Annotated in this window: 18 protein-coding genes and 1 pseudogene; 15 read left to right on the top strand and 4 right to left on the bottom strand. The window is 34.9% G+C overall.

The window, feature by feature from the left end; genetic code table 11:
* Positions 1 to 38 precede the first annotated feature (38 nt).
* A complete protein-coding gene (gene mscL, locus A33S_RS0102930; RefSeq protein ID WP_009384411.1) occupies positions 39 to 392 on the bottom strand; it encodes a large conductance mechanosensitive channel protein MscL in 354 nt (117 codons plus the stop codon).
* A 210-nt stretch (positions 393 to 602) separates the two neighbouring features.
* Here mscL and A33S_RS0102925 point away from each other — a divergent pair, with 210 nt between their 5' ends.
* From A33S_RS0102925 to menI, 3 genes are all read left to right on the top strand, one after another.
* Positions 603 to 2,237, top strand: a complete 1,635-nt coding sequence (locus tag A33S_RS0102925; RefSeq protein ID WP_009384412.1) for a BCCT family transporter — start codon at positions 603 to 605, stop codon at positions 2,235 to 2,237.
* 246 nt (positions 2,238 to 2,483) lie between these two features.
* Positions 2,484 to 5,186, top strand: coding sequence for an aconitate hydratase AcnA (gene acnA / locus A33S_RS0102920; protein ID WP_009384413.1), 2,703 nt, complete (start codon positions 2,484 to 2,486; stop codon positions 5,184 to 5,186).
* 237 nt (positions 5,187 to 5,423) lie between these two features.
* Positions 5,424 to 5,894, top strand: coding sequence for a 1,4-dihydroxy-2-naphthoyl-CoA hydrolase MenI (gene menI, locus A33S_RS0102915; RefSeq protein ID WP_009383960.1), 471 nt, complete (start codon positions 5,424 to 5,426; stop codon positions 5,892 to 5,894).
* Between the two features lie 189 nt (positions 5,895 to 6,083).
* Here menI and A33S_RS0102910 read toward each other — a convergent pair whose 3' ends face one another.
* Complete coding sequence (locus A33S_RS0102910) at positions 6,084 to 6,377, bottom strand: HesB/YadR/YfhF family protein (RefSeq protein WP_009383961.1); 294 nt, start codon at positions 6,375 to 6,377, stop codon at positions 6,084 to 6,086.
* Between the two features lie 141 nt (positions 6,378 to 6,518).
* On the bottom strand, positions 6,519 to 7,112 hold the full coding sequence (gene plsY, locus A33S_RS0102905) for a glycerol-3-phosphate 1-O-acyltransferase PlsY (protein WP_017176533.1): 594 nt from the start codon (positions 7,110 to 7,112) through the stop codon (positions 6,519 to 6,521).
* A gap of 206 nt (positions 7,113 to 7,318) precedes the next feature.
* Here plsY and parE point away from each other — a divergent pair, with 206 nt between their 5' ends.
* The 5 genes from parE to A33S_RS12170 all read left to right on the top strand — a co-directional run bounded on the left by parE (position 7,319) and on the right by A33S_RS12170 (position 13,861).
* On the top strand, positions 7,319 to 9,301 hold the full coding sequence (parE, locus tag A33S_RS0102900) for a DNA topoisomerase IV subunit B (protein ID WP_162129657.1): 1,983 nt from the start codon (positions 7,319 to 7,321) through the stop codon (positions 9,299 to 9,301).
* The gene (gene parC / locus A33S_RS0102895) at positions 9,298 to 11,712 is read left to right on the top strand and encodes a DNA topoisomerase IV subunit A (RefSeq protein WP_017176531.1); all 2,415 of its coding nucleotides are present in this window, start codon (positions 9,298 to 9,300) and stop codon (positions 11,710 to 11,712) included. Before parE ends, parC begins: the two co-directional genes overlap by 4 nt.
* A 101-nt stretch (positions 11,713 to 11,813) precedes the next feature.
* The gene (gene alsT / locus A33S_RS0102890) at positions 11,814 to 13,295 is read left to right on the top strand and encodes a glutamine transporter AlsT (protein WP_009383965.1); all 1,482 of its coding nucleotides are present in this window, start codon (positions 11,814 to 11,816) and stop codon (positions 13,293 to 13,295) included.
* A 107-nt stretch (positions 13,296 to 13,402) separates the two neighbouring features.
* A complete protein-coding gene (locus A33S_RS0102885; RefSeq protein ID WP_009383966.1) occupies positions 13,403 to 13,693 on the top strand; it encodes a hypothetical protein in 291 nt (96 codons plus the stop codon).
* A 12-nt stretch (positions 13,694 to 13,705) separates the two neighbouring features.
* Positions 13,706 to 13,861 (top strand): hypothetical protein, encoded by a 156-nt coding sequence (locus A33S_RS12170; RefSeq protein ID WP_017176530.1) that lies wholly within the window; start codon positions 13,706 to 13,708, stop codon positions 13,859 to 13,861.
* 78 nt (positions 13,862 to 13,939) lie between these two features.
* Here the strand turns inward: A33S_RS12170 and A33S_RS0102875 are convergent, their stop codons facing one another.
* On the bottom strand, positions 13,940 to 14,263 hold the full coding sequence (locus A33S_RS0102875) for a hypothetical protein (RefSeq protein ID WP_009383967.1): 324 nt from the start codon (positions 14,261 to 14,263) through the stop codon (positions 13,940 to 13,942).
* Between the two features lie 204 nt (positions 14,264 to 14,467).
* On the opposite strand from A33S_RS0102875, the pseudogene A33S_RS11535 reads away from it, so the two are divergent.
* From A33S_RS11535 to A33S_RS0102840, 7 genes and pseudogenes are all read left to right on the top strand, one after another.
* A pseudogene (locus A33S_RS11535) lies at positions 14,468 to 15,304 on the top strand (PRD domain-containing protein).
* A gap of 109 nt (positions 15,305 to 15,413) precedes the next feature.
* The gene (gene ptsG, locus A33S_RS0102865) at positions 15,414 to 17,468 is read left to right on the top strand and encodes a glucose-specific PTS transporter subunit IIBC (protein ID WP_017176527.1); all 2,055 of its coding nucleotides are present in this window, start codon (positions 15,414 to 15,416) and stop codon (positions 17,466 to 17,468) included.
* Between the two features lie 135 nt (positions 17,469 to 17,603).
* Entirely contained in the window at positions 17,604 to 17,930 is a 327-nt protein-coding gene (locus tag A33S_RS0102860) for a hypothetical protein (RefSeq protein ID WP_009383969.1), read from the top strand.
* A 13-nt stretch (positions 17,931 to 17,943) separates the two neighbouring features.
* Entirely contained in the window at positions 17,944 to 18,135 is a 192-nt protein-coding gene (locus tag A33S_RS0102855) for a helix-turn-helix transcriptional regulator (RefSeq protein WP_009383970.1), read from the top strand.
* 18 nt (positions 18,136 to 18,153) lie between these two features.
* Complete coding sequence (locus A33S_RS0102850) at positions 18,154 to 18,357, top strand: hypothetical protein (RefSeq protein WP_009383971.1); 204 nt, start codon at positions 18,154 to 18,156, stop codon at positions 18,355 to 18,357.
* A 141-nt stretch (positions 18,358 to 18,498) separates the two neighbouring features.
* Positions 18,499 to 19,302 carry a hypothetical protein gene (locus tag A33S_RS0102845; protein WP_009383972.1) on the top strand — a complete coding sequence of 268 codons (804 nt, stop codon included), beginning with the start codon at positions 18,499 to 18,501 and terminating at the stop codon, positions 19,300 to 19,302.
* Between the two features lie 109 nt (positions 19,303 to 19,411).
* Complete coding sequence (locus tag A33S_RS0102840) at positions 19,412 to 20,656, top strand: aminoacyltransferase (protein ID WP_017176526.1); 1,245 nt, start codon at positions 19,412 to 19,414, stop codon at positions 20,654 to 20,656.
* Positions 20,657 to 20,783 lie beyond the last annotated feature (127 nt).

Genomic DNA, 20,783 nt, shown 5'->3' with positions numbered 1-20,783 from the left:
GACTTTTTAGTTAACTTTAATCAATCTAAAATTTAAGATTATTTATTTTGTTGTCTTAATAAATCTCTAATTTCAGTTAAAAGTAACGTATTTTCTTCTTCAACTTTAGGTTTCATTAACGTATTCGCAATTTTGATAAATACGAATAAAGCAAAAGCAATAATAATAAAATCAATTACTGATTGAATGAATAATCCGTATTTAATTCCCATAATAGACCAGTTCTTAGCGAAATCTACTTCACCAAAGATTAATCCAATTAAAGGCATGATTACGTTTTCAACTAATGAACTGATAATTTTATTAAAAGCAGCACCCATAACAACGGCGATTGCTAACTCTAATACATTACCTTTCAAAGCGAATTCTTTAAACTCTTTAATTAATGACATTTAATATTCTCCTTCGCACAACATATGTTCCATATTATACAATATTGCGAACTAAAATGGTATAGAAAGTTTAAATAGAATTGATTAAAATATTCTATTTTGTTATTCTTTAGAATGACTGCTCAGAAAGTAATTTTTAGAAACTTAAATTTTACTATCTCTCTATCTTTGGAAAAACTAAATATTTTGTAGAAAGGGTGTTATTTAATTATGAATACTTCTTCAGAGAATAAAACACAAGGTAAGAAGTTCACGCCCGTCTTTATAATTAGTTCAATTTTAGTTGGTATCCTGGTTTTAATCGGGATTTTTTGGCCAGCTAAATTTGATAGTACTTCAGGTGCTATTAAAACGTGGATTACGACTAATTTAGGCTGGTATTATTTAATTCTTACTACGATTATCGTGTTTTTCTGCGTATTTTTAATTTTTAGTCCTATCGGTAAATTAAAGCTTGGTAAACCTCAAGATAAGCCTGAATTTAACACGTTATCTTGGTTTGCGATGTTATTCAGTGCTGGTATGGGTATCGGTTTAGTTTTCTATGGTGCTGCTGAACCTATTGGTCATTTTGCTGCACCGCCAACTGCGGATCCTAAAACAAGCCAAGCTTACACTGAATCACTACGATCAACTTTCTTCCACTGGGGCTTCCACGCATGGGCTGTATATGGTGTAGTTGCTTTAGCCTTAGCTTATGCTCAATTTAGAAAAGGTGAACCTGGTTTACTTTCAAAAACGTTACGCCCATTATTAGGTGATAAAGTTGACGGATCTATTGGAAAGATTATCGATATCCTAGCGGTATTTGCTACGGTTACTGGTGTAGCAGTTTCATTAGGTATGGGAGCTATTCAAATCAACGGTGGTTTAGAATATTTATTTAATATTCCTAACAATATCTTTGTTCAAGGTATTATCATTGTTGTAGTTACATTATTATTCATTGCGAGTGCTTGGTCAGGACTAAGTAAAGGTATTCAAATCTTAAGTAACTTAAATATCGGTTTAGGTACTTTACTATTAATCGCAGCGTTAGTGATTGGTCCTACAGTCCTTATCTTAAACATGATGACTGGTGCAACAGGTAACTTGTTAAACTCATTCTTATTCAACAGTTTTGATACAGCAGCTTTAAATCCTCAAAAACAAGATTGGATGTCTACTTGGACACTTTACTATTGGGGTTGGTGGCTAAGCTGGAGTCCATTCGTTGGTGTATTCATTGCCCGTGTATCTAAAGGACGTACAGTACGTGAATTTATTCTTGGTGTTTTACTTGTTCCAGCAATTATCAGTTTCATCTGGTTCAGTGTATTCGGTGTATTAGGTATCGAAACAGCTAAAAAACACAAAGAAATCTTTGAAATGACGCCAGATACGCAACTATTTGGTATCTTCAACCATATGCCAATGGGTATGGTATTATCGATTATCGCGTTATTATTAATCGCTTCATTCTTTATTACTTCAGCCGATTCAGCAACTTTCGTACTTGGTATGCAAACTTCAGATGGTTCTTTAAACCCATCTAACTTTGTTAAAATCACTTGGGGTATTGCACAATCACTTATCGCATTCGTTTTATTACTTTCTGGTGGTGGCGGTACTAAAGCATTAGATGCTATTCAAAGTGCTGCTATTATAAGTGCATTACCGTTCTCGTTCATCATAATAATGATGATGATTAGTTTCTATAAGGATGCCAATAACGAACGTAAATTCTTAGGACTAACATTATCTCCTAATAAGAATCGCTTAAAAGATTATGTTGAACACACGAAAGAAGATTATGAAGACGATTTAATTGAGAAACGTAAAGCAAAAAGAAGTCATGAAAAATAATTAAATATATCTTTTTCTAGGAGCCTTAAAGGGCTCCTATTTTTTAGAGAAAATGATTGAAAATGATTCTCAATTAATAATGTAAACTTATTACACTAAGGTTTAGTGATAACATTTACTTATAGTTTCTAATTAGAAATAAAAAACGCGTTTTTCGTCGTTTATAGGGGATGAGTGTTGTATTCAATACGGCGAATAGATACAATGTTAATAAAGGCATATAGAAAATTCAGGGGGGAACTCATTATGACTTCTAATTTAAAACAAGAAGCTAAGAAAAGTTTAGATCTTAATGGTAAATCGTATACATATTATGATCTAAAATCTTTAGAACAAAAAGGTTTAACTAAGATTAGTCAATTACCTTACTCAATCCGTGTGTTACTTGAATCTGTATTACGTCAAAATGATGAAAGTGTTATCACTGATGAGCATATCGAAAAATTAGCGAATTTTGGTAAAAATGAAACGAACGGTGAAGTTCCATTCAAACCATCTCGTGTAATTTTACAAGACTTCACTGGTGTTCCAGCAGTAGTTGACTTAGCATCTTTACGTAAAGCCATGGATGATGTTGGCGGCGACTTAAGCAAAATCAACCCAGAAGTACCAGTGGACTTAGTTATTGACCACTCTGTACAAGTTGATAGCTATGCGAACCCAGAAGCGTTACAACGTAACATGAAATTAGAATTCGAACGTAACTATGAACGTTACCAATTCTTAAACTGGGCAACTAAAGCATTCAATAACTATAACGCTGTGCCACCAGCAACTGGTATCGTACACCAAGTTAACTTAGAATACTTAGCTAACGTTGTGCACGCACGTGAAGAAGACGGCGAACAAGTTTTATTCCCAGATACATTAGTAGGTACTGACTCTCATACTACTATGATCAACGGCCTTGGCGTATTAGGCTGGGGTGTTGGTGGTATCGAAGCTGAAGCAGGTATGCTTGGTCAACCATCATACTTCCCAATTCCTGAAGTTATTGGTGTTCGTTTATCAAATGAATTACCTCAAGGTGCTACTGCTACTGACCTTGCTTTACGCGTAACTGAATTATTACGTAAAAAAGGCGTAGTTGGTAAATTCGTTGAATTCTTTGGTCCTGGTGTAAATTCATTACCATTAGCTGACCGTGCTACAATCGCTAACATGGCGCCTGAATACGGTGCAACTTGTGGTTTCTTCCCAGTTGATGAAGAATCACTTAAATACTTACGCTTAACTGGTCGTTCAGAAGAACACATCGAATTAGTTAAGAAATATTTAGAAGAAAACGAAATGTTCTATGACGTTTCTAAAGAAGATCCTAACTACACAGATGTAGTTGAATTAGACTTATCAACTGTTGAAGCTTCATTATCAGGTCCTAAACGTCCTCAAGATTTAATCTTCTTAAGCGATATGAAAGAAGAATTCGAAAAATCAGTTACAGCTCCAGCTGGTAACCAAGGACATGGCTTAGATAAGAGCGAGTTCGATAAAGAAGCTACTATCGAATTTAAAGATGGTACGACTAAGAAAATGACTACTGGTGATATTGCGATTGCAGCAATTACATCATGTACAAATACATCTAACCCTTACGTTATGTTAGGTGCTGGTTTAGTCGCTCGTAACGCAGTTAAAAAAGGCTTAAAAGTACCTGAATACGTTAAGACTTCATTAGCGCCAGGTTCAAAAGTTGTAACTGGTTACTTACGTGACTCAGGCTTACAAGAGTATTTAGACCACTTAGGTTTCAACTTAGTTGGTTATGGTTGTACTACTTGTATCGGTAACTCAGGTCCTTTACTTGAAGAAATCGAAACAGCAATTGCTAAAGAAGACTTATTAGTTACTTCAGTACTTTCTGGTAACCGTAACTTCGAAGGACGTATCCACCCATTAGTAAAAGCAAACTACTTAGCTTCACCACAATTAGTAGTTGCGTACGCTTTAGCTGGTACTGTAGATATCGACCTTCAAAACGACCCAATCGGTAAAGATAACGATGGTAACGATGTATTCTTAAAAGATATCTGGCCTTCAATCCAAGAAGTTGCTGATACTGTTGAAAAAGTTGTTACACCTGAATTATTCAAAGAAGAATACGAAAACGTATATAGTAATAACGAATTATGGAACGAAATCGATACAACTGAAAAACCATTATACGACTTCGATCCAAGTTCAACATATATCCAAAACCCAACATTTTTCCAAGGTCTTTCTAAAGAGCCAGAATCAATCGAGCCTCTTAAAGACTTACGCGTAATGGGTAAATTCGGTGACTCAGTTACAACTGACCACATTTCTCCAGCGGGTGCTATCGGTAAAGATACACCAGCAGGTAAATATTTATTAGATAACAACGTTGATATTCGTGACTTTAACTCTTATGGTTCACGCCGTGGTAACCATGAAGTTATGGTACGTGGTACATTCGCGAACATCCGTATTAAAAACCAATTAGCGCCAGGTACAGAAGGTGGCTTTACTACTTATTGGCCAACTGATGAAGTTATGCCTATCTATGATGCAGCTATGAAGTACAAACAAGATGGTACTGGCTTAGTTGTACTTGCAGGTAATGACTACGGTATGGGCTCATCACGTGACTGGGCAGCTAAAGGTACAAACCTTTTAGGTGTTAAAACAGTAATCGCGCAAAGCTACGAACGTATCCACCGTTCTAACTTAGTTATGATGGGTGTGTTACCACTACAATTTAAAGACGGTGAATCAGCTGATAGCTTAGGCTTAGATGGAACTGAAGAAATTTCAGTAGACATCACTGAAGATGTTAAACCTAAAGATCTTCTTAAAGTAACCGCTAAAAAGCAAGATGGTTCAGTAGTTGAATTTGAAGTAATCGCACGTTTCGACTCAAATGTTGAAGTTGACTACTACCGTCATGGTGGTATCTTACAATTAGTATTACGTAAGAAATTAGCTTAATTCGCATCGTTTCATTATCAATCATTTTTGAAAAGAAATGTAAGCGTATAAGAATCAATAAGGGGTCTGGGACAAAGAAACTTGTCTCAGACCCAATTATTATTTTAATTAATCTTTAAAAACTATACATAAAGGGTAAATAATGAAAGTATATGCCTATAATAGCCGCTTCAATAAGTTGGCACGTTATAGAAAAATCAATAAAAAATCATAAATTTAGTGAATGAGGTGTAATCAATGATTTACAGTATTACGACAATTCCATCAAGATACCAAGAAACAGATAAAATGGGTGTCATTTATCATGGTAATTATGCCACTTGGTTTGAAGTAGCGCGCACAGATTACATATTAAAATTAGGCTTAAATTATACTGAAATGGAAAAAGCAGGCGTGGTATCTCCTGTCACAGTCTTACATATTGATTATGTAAAATCAGTGACATATCCAAACGTCGTACGTGTTAAGACTTGGGTATCTAGTTATTCACGTATACGTTCACGTTATCAATATGAAATCTATAACGAGGATGACGAGGTTGTTACGAAAGGGTACACGGATAATATTTGTATTCAAAAAGATTCATTTAAGCCAATTCGTTTAGATCGTTATTTCCCAGAATGGCATCGTGTATATGCGTATATCAATCAGAAAAATAAAGAAGGCGTAGACTTCGAAGTTGTAGATGGTATTGATATTGAACAATAATATTAATAATGGGTCTGAGGAAACAAGTAGTGAAATAGAGCATTTAAGCTTTATTTCAAGCAATTCTCGAAACAGCTGACTCCTAGGGGAATAGCATGAGACCGGAGACTACAGGCTCCGGCCATGCCCCAGGAAAGCATGCTGTTTAAGGGAATTGTGGCAATATGTCCTCAGACCCATTTAATTATATTATTTAACGTTATATGTGATTTCGTCGTTTTCATTAACGTCTACTACTAGGTGATCATCTTCAAAATACCAAACATCTTTTTCAGGTATTGCAATTTCTAAATCATCGTATTTGTCTTCAAAGCCAGCATCAACGTCATCTTTAGGTTCTACTGTAAAGGCAGGGCTAAATCCAGCTTTTAATTGAAATTCGCCACCATAACGCACGTAAAATAGTAGCACTTTATTTTCGCTTGGTAACTCAAGTTCTTTCTTAAACCATTCAACTGCTTGTGAAGTAAGTTCAAATTGCATGCAATCATCCTTTCATACCGATTTGGTATTTTTATTTTGATAGGTAAATTATAACACTGAATTATTTTGATATTAAAGTAATCGAACTTAAAAAACCAGAAACCACATGACGTGATTTCTGGCGTTAATTTTGAATTCAAATTACATCCATTTAATCTTTGGTTCAGTACCTTTAAATATACGTACAATATTAGAGCGATGTCTAAAGATGAGTACGGCTGCGACTATAAAACTCACGATGATTAAAGCGTAGTTCCATAAGATGATAGATCCAATGACGCAACAAATAGCCGCGATAATGCTAGATAAAGATACGTACTTAGTAAGATATAAAATTACAAAGAAAATTGCGAGTAAAATAAGTAAAAATATTGGGTTAAATGCTAAGAGACCGCCGGCACTTGTAGCAACAGCTTTACCACCTCTAAATTTTAAGAAGATCGGATAAACATGTCCTAAAATGGCAAATATTCCTACAATTATACCTGATACTTCAACGTTAAACCATAACGGAAAGAATACGACGATATAACCTTTGAAGATATCTAGAAATGTAACTACAAATCCAGCAGGTTTTCCAAGTACCCTAAAACTATTGGTAGCACCAGTATTACCGCTTCCATAATCTCTAATGTCTTTTTTGAAAAACAGTTTACCAATTACAAAACCACTTGGAAATGCGCCTATAAGGTAACTGAGCAAAAACATAATTCCATATGTTAAAATAAGCGTCATTATCTCACATCCTTTATTAACCTAAAACCATTGTAACATACCTTAATCAAGATACACGAATTTGAAGATAAAATCTAGTATTTTCATCACGTGAATTCGGTTAGATGCTTGCATTTTAAGTGATTTTATATAAAAATAACTATTGTATAGTTTTTGTAACGAACGTATGTTTGTGGGAGGCGAATCGATTGGCAAGAAACAATCAAATGAATTACTCCGATGACTCCATACAGGTCTTAGAAGGCTTAGAGGCCGTACGTAAGCGACCTGGTATGTACATCGGTTCTACAGATAAAAGAGGTCTACATCATCTCGTGTATGAAATTGTAGATAATTCTGTAGACGAAGTTTTAAACGGATTTGGAAATGAAATTAAAATATCTATTAATAAAGATGAAAGTATATCTATAGAAGATAATGGACGTGGAATGCCTACAGGTATTCATGCTTCTGGTAAACCGACTGCTGAAGTCATTTTCACAGTGCTACACGCCGGAGGTAAATTTGGCCAAGGTGGCTATAAAACTTCAGGTGGTTTACACGGTGTAGGTGCATCTGTTGTTAATGCGCTAAGTGCATGGTTAGAAGTTGAGATACATAGGGATGGCACGATCTTCCGTCAACGTTTTGAGAACGGTGGACATCCTGCGACTGGACTTAAGAAGGAAGGTAAAACACGTAAGACAGGAACGAAAGTTTCATTCTTACCTGATCCAAATATCTTCAAATCAGCGCAACAGTTTAATTTCGAAACGTTAAGCGAACGTTTACAAGAGTCGGCTTTCCTTTTAAAAGACCTTAAAATTACGTTAACGGATCATCGTGAAGGTAAGGAACGCGAAGAAGTGTATCATTATGAAGAAGGTATTAAGGCGTTCGTTGAATATGTTAATGAAGGTAAAGAAATCTTGCACGATGTAACTATGTTTCAAGGTACAGCAAATCAAATCGAAGTAGACGTGGCTTTTCAATATAATGATCAATACTCAGAAAGTATTCTAAGCTTCGTGAACAACGTACGTACTAAAGATGGTGGTACGCATGAAGTTGGCTTTAAAACGGCGATGACGCGCATGTTTAACGATTATGCGAGACGTATCGGCGAACTGAAAGCTAAGGATAAGAACCTTGAAGGTAATGATATTCGCGAAGGTTTAACGGCGATTATTTCAGTGCGTATTCCTGAACATCTCTTACAATTCGAAGGTCAAACGAAATCTAAATTAGGTACGAATGAAGCAAGAGGTGCCGTGGATCAAATTGTGGCTGAGAAACTGCCTTATTATTTAGAGGAGAAAGGGCAATTATCTAAAGCCCTTGTGAAAAAGGCCATTAAGGCCCAACAAGCGCGTGAAGCAGCACGTAAAGCACGTGAAGACGCACGTTCTGGTAAGAAGAATAAACGTAAGGATACATTATTATCAGGTAAATTAACGCCTGCGCAAAGTAAAAATACGGATAAGAACGAATTATATCTTGTTGAGGGTGACTCAGCAGGTGGTTCGGCTAAATTAGGCCGTGACCGTAAATTCCAAGCGATATTACCGCTTCGTGGTAAAGTCATTAATACGGAAAAGGCTAAGCTTGAAGAAATCTTCAAAAATGAAGAAATCAATACGATTATCCATACAATCGGTGCAGGTGTCGGTAATGAGTTTAAGTTAGAGGATAGTAATTACAATCGCGTGATTATCATGACTGATGCCGATACGGATGGAGCACACATTCAAGTGCTCTTACTGACGTTCTTCTTTAAATATATGCGACCGCTCGTTAAAGCGGGACGTGTATTTATCGCATTACCTCCTTTATTTAAACTCGAAAAAGGTAAGGGTAAAACGAAGAAAGTCGAATATGCGTGGACGGAAGATGAACTGGCTCAATTACAAAAGAAACTTGGTAAAGGTGTCATTTTACAACGTTACAAGGGTCTTGGTGAAATGAATCCTGATCAGTTATGGGAAACAACAATGAACCCTGAAACACGTACATTAATTAGCGTTCAAATTGAAGACGAAGTACGTTCTTCTAAACGCGTATCGACATTAATGGGTGACAAAGTTGCTCCACGTCGCGAATGGATAGAGAGTCATGTAGAATTTGGCTTACAAGAAGAACAAAGCATTCTAGAGAGTGATGAAGTACACATCATGGATAAAACTGAATATGAAGAGGGGGATAACTCATGAGTGAGATCATTCAAAACTTACCTCTTGAAGATGTGATTGGTGATCGCTTTGGACGTTATAGTAAATATATCATTCAAGAACGTGCGTTACCTGACGTTAGAGACGGCTTAAAGCCGGTACAACGCCGTATTTTATATGCGATGTATTCTAGCGGTAACACGTATGATAAACATTTTCGTAAAAGTGCCAAGACAGTTGGTGACGTAATTGGGCAATTTCACCCTCATGGTGATACATCCGTATATGACGCGATGGTTCGTTTAAGTCAAGAGTGGAAACTACGTCATCTCTTAATCGAAATGCATGGTAACAACGGTAGTATTGATAATGATCCGCCTGCTGCGATGCGTTATACGGAGGCTAAATTAAGTAAACTATCTGAAGAGCTTTTAAGAGATATTAATAAAGACACTGTCGATTACATGCCGAACTATGATGATACTGAAGAAGAACCTATGGTATTACCATCAAGATTTCCAAACCTACTTGTAAATGGTTCTACAGGTATTTCATCAGGTTATGCGACGGATATTCCACCTCATAATTTAAATGAAGTTATTCAAGCGACACTTAAATATATTAAGAACCCGGATATTACGGTTAGCCAACTTATGAAATCGTTAAAGGGACCGGACTTTCCTACAGGTGGTATAATCCAAGGGATAGACGGTATTAAGAAAGCCTACGAAACAGGTAAAGGTAAAATTGTTGTACGCTCTAAAGTTGAAGTGGACAAGTTACGCAGCGGTCGTAAGCAATTACTTGTGACAGAGATACCTTTTGAAGTGAATAAAAGTGCGTTAGTTAAGAAGATTGACGAATTACGCGCTGATAAAAAGGTCGATGGTATTGTTGAGGTTCGTGATGAAACAGACCGTACAGGTTTACGTGTCGCGATTGAACTTAAGAAAGATGTGAATCCATCTTCTGTCCTTAACTTCCTATATAAGAATACGGATTTACAAGTAGCTTATAACTTTAATATGGTTGCAATCAGTGAAGGTCGTCCTAAGTTAATGGGTATTAAAGCGATGATTGATAGCTACTTAAACCACCAAATTGAAGTTGTGACACGACGTACACGTTACGATTTAAACCAAGCTGAAAAGCGTATGCATATCGTTGAAGGTTTAATGAAAGCGTTATCGATACTTGATGAAGTCATTCAACTCATCCGTAACTCTAAAAATAAGAAAGACGCGAAAGACAATCTTGTAGAAACCTATGACTTTACGGAAGCACAAGCTGAAGCCATCGTCATGTTACAACTTTACCGTTTAACGAATACAGATATCGTTGCTTTAGAGAATGAACATGAAGAGCTTGAGAACCTCATAAGTCGCTTACGTGAAATCTTAGATAACCACGACGCATTACTTAGCGTGATTGAGTCTGAGTTAAAAGACATTCAAAAAACTTATAAAGAAGATCGTCTATCAGTCATTGAGGCTGAAATCGAAGAAATCAAAATCGATAAAGAAGTCCTTGTGCCGAAAGAGGACGTTATCATAAGCTTAACGCACGACGGTTACATTAAACGCACATCAATTCGAAGCTTTAATGCAAGTGGTGTTACTGAAGTTGGCCTTAAGAATGAAGATACGCTTCTCAAATATATTGAAGGTCACACGCAACAAACACTACTTGTGTTTACGAATAAAGGGCGTTACCTAAATATTCCTGTTCATAAGCTCTCTGACATCAAGTGGAAAGATTTAGGTCAACACGTGTCTCAAATTGTTCCGATCGATGATGATGAGAAAATGATTAATATGTATACCGAGAACGACTTTAAAGACGACGGTTATTATGTGCTTGCGACGCGTAACGGCATGATTAAGAAGAGTAATATCGGTTTATTCAAGTCATCTCGTTATACGAAGCCACTCATCGCAATGCGTATGAAAGATCAGGATGATGTTATTTCCGTCTTTAAGATTACTTCAGACAAGACATTAACAGTGCTCACACACAAGGGCATGTCGTTAACTTATGACGCATCTGAGCTCTCTGATACAGGTCTAAGAGCAGCTGGTGTGAAATCGATTAACCTTAAGGACGAGGATTTCGTCGTAATGACAGACGCTGTTAGTGAAGCGGATACTATCTTAATGGTGACGCAACGTGGTGCAATTAAGCGTATTGGTTATAACACTTTAGCAAAAGCCAAGCGCGCCCAACGTGGTTTAACATTGCTTAAAGAATTGAAGAAACAACCGCATCGTATTGTAGATGCGAAAACATGTCGTGAAGCGGATACATCTTATGAAATCGTGTCCACTTCAGGAAAAGTCCATGAAGGTGCTAATAAAGATATTCATTTATCTGAACAATATACAAATGGTACATTTATCGTTGATATAAAAGAATTTGGTGATATATCATATATGATTATTAGTGATCATAATTAAAAAAATAATAGTCACTTTATGTAATTGATGATAAAATGTATATCATATTATAATAAATGATAAATTTTAGTATGATTTTACATGGATGAGAGGGATCAACATTGAAAAATTTTGATGATTTCATTCCTGGCTGGTTTAAAACGTTTGTTGAAGTCGGGAATGAATTAATATGGTCACAGTACCTCATAGGTTTATTATTAACTGTTGGCTTCTTCTTTACAATCGGTTCAAGATTCGTTCAGTTCCGATGGTTTAAAGAAATGTTCCGTGCTTTAACAGAAAAACCTGAAACGTTAGATACTGGTAAAAAAGGTATCTCGCCATTCCAAGCATTTGCGATTAGTGCTGGGTCACGTGTAGGTACTGGAAACATTGCTGGGGTAGCTACAGCAATCGTACTCGGTGGACCAGGTGCTGTATTCTGGATGTGGATCATTGCATTCATCGGTGCAGCAAGTGCTTTTGTCGAAGCAACGTTAGCGCAAGTCTACAAAGTACCAGATAAAGACGGTGGCTTTAGAGGTGGACCAGCTTATTACATTACTAAAGGTTTAAATCAAAAGTGGTTAGGTATTGTATTTACGGTATTAATTACCGTGACTTTCGCATTCGTATTTAATACAGTGCAATCTAATACGATTGCTGAATCACTTAAGACTCAGTATCATATTAGTCCTATTATTACAGGGATTGTGTTAGCGATACTTACAGGTGTGATTATCTTTGGTGGTGTGAGAAGCATAGCGAAATTGTCTTCTACTATCGTACCTATCATGGCACTGATTTATATCGCTATCGTATTCATCATTTTAATTTTAAATATTGATAAAGTCATTCCAATGTTAGTCATGATTATCCAAAGTGCTTTTGGTATGAATCAAGTCATTGGCGGTGGCGTTGGCTTTGCGGTACTGCAAGGTGTTAAACGTGGTTTATTCTCAAACGAAGCAGGTATGGGTTCTGCTCCAAACGCAGCCGCTACAGCAGCCGTATCTCACCCAGTTAAACAAGGCTTAATTCAATCATTAGGCGTATTCTTTGATACGATGCTTGTTTGTACAGCTACTGCAATCATGATTTTACTTTATTCTGGTTTAGAGTTTGGTGAAAAGGCACCTCAAGGTGTTGAAGTAACTCAGACTGCTTTAAATGCGCATCTAGGTAGTTTCGGTGGCATATTCTTAACTGTTGCGATTACATTATTCGCATTTTCATCTTTAGTAGGTAACTACTACTATGGCCAGTCTAATATCGAATTTTTATCACGTAATAAAGCGATTCTATTCGTATTCCGCTGTTTAGTTGTCGTACTTGTATTTGTCGGTGCAGTCGTTAAGACTGAAACGGTATGGAGTACTGCTGACTTATTCATGGGTCTTATGGCAATCGTCAACATTATCGCGATTATTGGTCTATCTAACATTGCTTTTTCAGTAATGAAAGACTATCAACGTCAACGAAAAGCTGGCAAACGCCCTATATTTAGACCAGAAGAATTAGAAATTAATTTATTCGGTATTGAATGTTGGGGTAAAGATGCTAAAACTGTTGAAGAATACGAAAATAAACTTAAAAAGCATTAAACGATGAGATGAAATCCTATATGGATTTCATCTTTTTTTACTTTTTACGTGTCATTTTATTTAAAAGTGGGTATTGGTGAAATAACACATAAAAGGGGACGATATATATGAGTGAAGAAAAAAAGTTTAATAATGAATTAAATAAGGAAGATAATCGACCAGCTACGAATACGAACACAGATGCTTTCTCTAATGACACGCATCCTAATATGAGAAGAAAAAATGAATTACCTATTCAAGACACAATTCCTTTTAATGTTGTATTCATTTTAGTTCTTCCTGTATTAGCAGCGATTATCGGTACTTTAGCTGGATTAAAACAAAATGAAATTGATCAAAATCCAGACAAGCAAAAGAAAAAAGATAAGAAGAAGAAAAAGAAAGATAAAAAGAAATAATTTTGATTCAAAATGAAACAGTTCATTAAAGACAATCAAAACTTAATTACGTTTTCATTTCTGTTCTCAGTTGTATTTAGTATGCTAATGCCATTCCCGCTTGGAATAGGTGCTGGTTTAGCAATTGGTATAGCTATCGGTAGCGATGAAGACAAGAAGAAAAAATAAAACTCATATAATAAGCCTAATTTCTATATCGTGTCATACTAGAGTGACACATTGGATGTAGAAATTAGGCTTTTTAACTTATTTAAATTTCTTATATTTTTTATCCTTGAATTGAAGGTACTTACCATTATCTTTAATAAGGATAACTTGACGCTCTTTTCCGCGATGACTTTTAAGAATGATTTTCTCACCTTTAATTTCAAATTTGCCTTCATCAATCGTCATAGCTTCTGAGATAAGATGATATTTATCATTTTCCGCATCAAAGTGTAAATCATCTATTTCCTCATGATACATTGTGTTGAATTTTTCCTCCCAATAGCCATCTAGGTCTTCTTTAGAGAAGTTTGAACATCCTGATACAAATATAGTTATAATAATAAAGATGCTTAACTTTTTCAATATACATACCCCTTAGATATATAATTATTAAGTATTATAACACTAAATATATTTATTTATATAAAAAACTAGTGATTTAATGTCTAAATACACTTAAATTTAATAATCGTCAATCTATTGGAACATGTTTGTTAAAAAAGTGCTTTTATTATCGTGTGAAACCATATATAATTTTGCTTGATATCTAAAAAGAAGGTGACCGCTTTGAGAAAGTATAATATTCAAAAGGTGCTCAATAATAATGTCTTAATATGTACTTTCAAGGATCAAGAAGTGGTTCTCATTGGTAAAGGCATAGGTTTTAATAAGAAACGGGGCATGGTGTTATCTGATACGACCTTGATTGAAAAAGTCTATACGCTTAAAACTGAACGTGACAAAGCGCATTATAAAGCATTGGTAGAGATAACTGAGGATTATATTATTCACGCTATTATTGATGCGGTGAATATAGTTAAGGACTATTGCGATGCATCTAAAATGAATGCGCTTATGTTATCTTTAACCGATCATTTAATCTTCGCTATAAAACGTATTAAAGAAGGGCAGATTATCTATAATCCTTTTCAAAATGAAATTAAGCAATTGTAACCAGATGATTACCAAATCGCTGATAAATTAATTAAACAACTTAGTGAGTCGTTATATCTACGCTTTCCAGATGATGAAATTGGGTTTATTGCTTTACATATCGCTTCTAATAAGCAATCAGAATCATTAAAAGAATTGAGTCAGACGAATGAGCTCATCCTACTCTGTGTTCAAATCATTGAAAGTGACTTTAAAATTGAAGTTGATAAACTCGGTATTCCATATCATAGGTTCATTAGGCATATCAATTTCTTAATAAAGCGACTACGTCATGGTGATATTGTAAAAAAACAATGCGAATTTGAAAATGTATTGCAAAACCATTATCCGAGGTGCTATAATATAGCCGTTAAGATAATGAAGATGATGCAACAACAATTGAATGTTGACATTTATGAGGCTGAGGTTATGTACCTCACATTACATATACATAATCTAACGCAACAATAAACGTGTAACTGATTCGATCAGGCATGAGTGATAGCGAGTAAACAATCTCGTTATTTACTCATGCCTTTTTTTGTTGTCAAAGTCATCTTAGATTTAGGAGGTTACATATATGTGGAAAAAGGCTTTTGCATTATTACAAAGAATTGGTAAAGCATTAATGTTACCAGTAGCTATCTTACCTGCTGCAGGGATATTGCTCGCGCTTGGTAACGCTTTACATAATCCAAAGTTAGTGAATATAATGCCATGGTTAGAAAATGATATAATTTTGATGATTTCCTCAATAATGGAATCAGCTGGAGATATTATTTTTAGTAACTTACCATTATTATTCGCTATAGGTAAAGCTATAGGTTTAGCAGGCGGAGATGGTGTAGCCGCATTAGCAGCTGTAATTGGATACTTAATTATGAATATAACTATAAGCAAGATTTTGGGAATTACGATTGATGATATTTTCTCGTACCCTGAAGGTCAAGAAACACTGAATCAAGGTAATAAACCGCAAAGTTATGCTTTAGTTCTAGGTATACCTACACTTCAAAGTGGGGTGTTTGGTGGTATCATAATGGGATCACTCGCAGCATGGTGTTATAACAAATACTACAACATTGAGTTACCACCATTTTTAGGTTTCTTCTCAGGTAAGAGATTTGTGCCTATCATTACGAGTGTTGTAGCTATCTTGGTAGGTATTACATTGAGTTTTGTTTGGCCACCTATACAAAGTGGTTTAAATGGACTTTCAAATTTCTTGATTGATAAAAACTTAACATTAACTACATTAGTTTTTGGCATCATTGAGAGATCACTAATACCATTTGGACTACATCATATTTTTTACGCACCTTTCTGGTTTGAATTTGGAGAATATACGACAAAAGCTGGAAATGTGGTACACGGAGATACTGCAATCTGGCAAGCTCAAAGTAAAGATATGGTTGAATTTACTGCAGGGGCGTTTATGACAGGTAAATACCCATTTATGATATTCGGTTTACCAGCAGCAGCATATGCAATGTATCGTCAAGCAAGACCTGAGCGTAAGAAAGTTGTAGGTGGGTTAATGTTGTCAGCTGGCTTAACGGCTTTCTTGACAGGTATCACAGAACCAATCGAATTTACATTCTTGTTTGTCGCTCCAATTTTATATGGAATTCACGTTCTACTTGCTGGATCATCTTTCTTAATCATGCATCTTTTAGATGTAAAAATAGGCATGACGTTCTCAGGTGGGCTAATTGACTATATATTATATGGCTTACTAACTTTTGATAGAAGTAATGCTCTATACGTAATTCCGGTAGGTTTATGTTATTCAGTTATTTATTACTTTGTATTTACGTTCGCAATTAAGAAATTTAATTTAAAAACTCCTGGAAGAGAGGATGACAGTGGATCATCTTCAAATGCTAAAATAAATGATCTACCGTTCAAAATACTAACTGCTCTTGGTGGTAAAACTAATATTGTTCATCTTGATGCTTGTATATCGAGACTAAGAGTTGAAATTAAAGATAAACCTTCAGTTAATGTACAAGCGTTAAAGGATCTTGGAGCATCTGGCGTTCTTGAAGTAGGAAATAGTATGCAAGCTATTTTTGGTACTAAATCGGATCAATTAAAACATGATATCGCAGAAATTATTGCTGGACGTATTACTTCGCCTGAAGAAACGGCTGTAACTGACGATGATGAGGCAACTTACATCACAGATAAGACGGAGGTTATGTCGCCAATTGAAGGTCAAATTGTGCCTTTAAGTGACGTACCTGACCAAGTATTTAGTGACAAGCTCATGGGTGAAGGTATTGCCATTAAACCAATAACTGGGGAAGTGGTTGCTCCATTTAATGGTACTGTCGAGCTCGTATTTCCAACAAAACATGCAATAGGTTTAAAGTCTGATAGTGGCGTTGAGTTATTAATTCACTTTGGTCTTGAAACAGTGCAGCTTGAAGGTAAGGGATTTGAAGTATTAGTTGAAGCGGGTTCTAAGGTTGAAGTAGGTACACCGTTACTTCGCGTTGATCTTGAATATATACGTGAACATGCGAAGAGCGATATTACGCCTATCATCTTTACAAATAGTAGTGAACGTAAGATTGAAACCACTTCAGCAAAAGAAATTGAAAAAGGTGCATACCTTATGTCAATTGAATAAACGTTAAAAAGCTTGAGCTATCTAGGCTCGAGCTTTTTTAATGAACAAAAATGTAAAAAGTATTTGACATAAATATGGAAATCGATTATCGTAATAAATGTCAAAAGTATTTTACATTTTGAGGAGGTAAAGAAGTTGAAGTACCTTGCAGCGTTGATACTGATCATACTCTTATTTACATTCCAGAATAAATATTTAGCTATCGATACCAAAAATATGAAACGTAAATGGCGCATAGATGAACGAGGAAGGAAGATACGCTTAGAAACTTTGGCCTATACGCTTAATTATAGCTTTAGAGCGATAGCGCTATGGTTAATCTTTAAATGGATAGGTCTATATCAACCGGATAAGCATGTTGTGGCACAAACGGTTTATTATAATCCTGAAATTCTTTATATTCCTATCTTTATCATTATATATGTATTAAGCTATATTAAAGTAAACCGTAAATATAGCTAAGGATGAAGGATTAATGAAAAATAATATTAGGGCTTACCGTAAAAAGATTGGTATGTCACAGGATACTTTAAGTAAGAATGTGCGTGTTTCAAGACAAACAATTAATGCGATTGAAAATAATAAGTACGACCCGACATTAGTATTGGCTTTTAAATTGGCGAAACAGTTTAATGTGACTGTAGATGAGCTTTTCAAATATGAATAAATGATGAGGAGGATTTACATGCGAAAACAAGATGAAATGGAGAAATTGCAATTTAATCTCGCTTCAAAATTCACTGTAGCATTCTTCTTTATAGCACTATCGTTTTATAATTTCTATCAACAAATTACATTTGGTGAAATGAATATCGTATGGATCATTCAATTAGTTGGTCTAATCATTTTCTTTGGTATATTAACGTATTATAAACTTCGAATGAGGTAACTTAAAAATTAATTTTTATTTATAAACACTTAGTTTTAACATGCTAAGTGTTTTTCTTTTTCAAAATAAGAAGTTCTTATATATAATTTCAAAAAGTTTTGTTATTCTATAGTTATACAATTTAATTTAGGAGGATGACTCATGGAAGTAGTAGTCCCAATTATATTATTAATTGCAGTGACTATTTTTGCTACTTATAATACATATTTGTATTTCACTGATGCCCCTCTCATAATTGATGGTCCCTGGTGGGTTATGTGGCTTATCGTATTAGGTTTGTTTATTTTTATTATCGTATTTATAAATATTCGTAAAAGGTTATTAAAGCAACTTCAACAAAGTATTACAGATAAGGCGCAAGTTGATTTGAATTTAGGCGAGCATGAGTATTTTTTACAAACACCTATTTATTTATTCCATAGTTTAAAGATTCCTATCTTTAATAACGACCATACACCGTTGTCTTATGAGATCAAATACGACACGATTCTTAACAAGTATGCGTCGGCACTTTCAACGATATTTGTTGGTTGTAGTTTAGAAATTGAGTCACCTCAACATAAAGTATATTTAAAGTCACACTTTTTCACCGTACATTATGGCTACGATGTATACTTAGATGATGAAAAAATCGGTACATTTAAAATGAAGAAATTGATAGGTAAGGATAGTGGTATTAAACAACAACTACCTTATCAGTTTTGTGGTAAGGACTTCACGTACAACCTACATAACCCTTATATGTCTCAAACGACAGATATTAAAGATGAAGCGGATAAGGTTGTTATGAAAGCAAGACGCTCATTCTTAGATATGAGTAAGCATAAGTTAACGAAGCAACGTGGTGAAAAACATGAAATCGAATTCTTTGCAGCAAGCTTACCTGTAGAAGTGTTTCTTGGTTTATATGTTATCGCTATTTTAAATAAGAATATTCAAAGATAAATGTACACGACAATTTTAAAGGGTTCTTAATATTTAATTTAAATAATAATGATATTATAGATGATAAGGATAAATTTTTAATATTAACGATGAATAAGGAGTAATTGTTATGTTTTTTCAAGAGTTAGAATTACATGAGTTTGAACAATTTATGAAAGAGAACTTTTCACATTATACGCAGTCTCTTCAAAATTACGAATTTCTTAACAATGAAGGTAAGACAGCTTATTTATTAGGTGTTAAAGATGAAGACGGCAATGTTTTAGCTGCTTGTTTATTAAATAAAACAAGAGCCTTAAAATATTTCAACTACTTCTATACACATCGTGGACCAGTAATGGATTATGATAATGTCGAACTTGTCGATTTTTTCTTCTCTAATTTAAACCAATTCTTAAAAGCTAATAATTGTTTATATGTGCGTTTGGATCCTCATATTATGGAAAACTTACGTGACGCAGATGGGCATATTATCCAATCGTTCAATAACAAACCTTTAATGGCTCAACTTAAGCGTCATGGATACATTCATCAAGGCTTTGACATTGGTTATGATAAGATTAGTCAAATTAGATGGTTATCCGTGCTGGATCTAGAAGGTAAAAGTGAAAAGCAATTACTTAAGAATATGAACTACCAAACGCGTCGTAATATTAAAAAGACAGATGAAATGGGCGTTAAAGTTAAAACCTTACCAATTGAAGAAACGAATCGCTTCTTCAAATTATTTCAAATGGCGGAAGAAAAGCATGGATTCAGCTTCCGTGACGAACCTTATTTTGAAAAGATGCAAAAGGTATACAAGGATAATGGTTTCTTAAAACTTGCTTATATCGATTTAGAGAAATATCTCGTTCAATTAGAGTTTAAATTAGGCGAAGGTAAAGAGGCACTTAAACAAATCGAAGAAGTTTTAAGTGAAAATCCAAACTCTAAGAAAAATAAAAATAAGTTCAAGCAAACTGAACAAACTGTTACTAGTACAGAGAAGAAAGTAGCACATATTAAAGAACTGATCCAAACAGATGGTAAGATTCTAGATTTAGCCGCTGCACTTTATGTATACAATGACCATGAGGTCTACTACTTATCAAGTGGTTCTAACCCTAAATATAATGAATTTATGGGTGCGTATGCGTTGCAATGGGAAATGATTAAGTTTGGTAAGAAGCATGGTATTAACAAATATAATTTCTATGGCATTACAGGAGACTTTTCAGATGAAGCGGAAGACTTTGGTGTTCAACAGTTTAAGAAAGGCTTCGATGCTAAAGTAGAAGAGTATATCGGTGACTTTATTAAGCCTGTAAGACCGGTTTTATATCAATTATTCAAATTGAAAAGCAAAATCTAAGAAACGATAATCTTTCCAACGACCAACCATTTGATATGGTTGGTCTTTTTATGTGGAAACGAGAAAACAATAATTATATTATGTAAACTAGGTATTGGTAAAATTTGTTGTTTAGAACCATATCAAT

It is taken from the genome of Staphylococcus massiliensis CCUG 55927, assembly GCF_000298075.1.
Classification (GTDB): Bacteria; Bacillota; Bacilli; order Staphylococcales; family Staphylococcaceae; genus Staphylococcus; species Staphylococcus massiliensis.
Note: the sequence above shows the minus strand (reverse complement) of the source record. Positions and strands in the feature narration are given on the sequence as shown.

Coding starts and splice junctions, on each gene's coding strand:
- mscL (WP_009384411.1), bottom strand. CDS start 392: ATGTCATTAATTAAAGAGTTTAAAGAATTCGCTTTGAAAGGTAATGTA.
- A33S_RS0102925 (WP_009384412.1), top strand. CDS start 603: ATGAATACTTCTTCAGAGAATAAAACACAAGGTAAGAAGTTCACGCCC.
- acnA (WP_009384413.1), top strand. CDS start 2,484: ATGACTTCTAATTTAAAACAAGAAGCTAAGAAAAGTTTAGATCTTAAT.
- menI (WP_009383960.1), top strand. CDS start 5,424: ATGATTTACAGTATTACGACAATTCCATCAAGATACCAAGAAACAGAT.
- A33S_RS0102910 (WP_009383961.1), bottom strand. CDS start 6,377: ATGCAATTTGAACTTACTTCACAAGCAGTTGAATGGTTTAAGAAAGAA.
- plsY (WP_017176533.1), bottom strand. CDS start 7,112: ATGACGCTTATTTTAACATATGGAATTATGTTTTTGCTCAGTTACCTT.
- parE (WP_162129657.1), top strand. CDS start 7,319: ATGAATTACTCCGATGACTCCATACAGGTCTTAGAAGGCTTAGAGGCC.
- parC (WP_017176531.1), top strand. CDS start 9,298: ATGAGTGAGATCATTCAAAACTTACCTCTTGAAGATGTGATTGGTGAT.
- A33S_RS0102885 (WP_009383966.1), top strand. CDS start 13,403: ATGAGTGAAGAAAAAAAGTTTAATAATGAATTAAATAAGGAAGATAAT.
- A33S_RS12170 (WP_017176530.1), top strand. CDS start 13,706: ATGAAACAGTTCATTAAAGACAATCAAAACTTAATTACGTTTTCATTT.
- ptsG (WP_017176527.1), top strand. CDS start 15,414: ATGTGGAAAAAGGCTTTTGCATTATTACAAAGAATTGGTAAAGCATTA.
- A33S_RS0102855 (WP_009383970.1), top strand. CDS start 17,944: ATGAAAAATAATATTAGGGCTTACCGTAAAAAGATTGGTATGTCACAG.
- A33S_RS0102850 (WP_009383971.1), top strand. CDS start 18,154: ATGCGAAAACAAGATGAAATGGAGAAATTGCAATTTAATCTCGCTTCA.
- A33S_RS0102845 (WP_009383972.1), top strand. CDS start 18,499: ATGGAAGTAGTAGTCCCAATTATATTATTAATTGCAGTGACTATTTTT.
- A33S_RS0102840 (WP_017176526.1), top strand. CDS start 19,412: ATGTTTTTTCAAGAGTTAGAATTACATGAGTTTGAACAATTTATGAAA.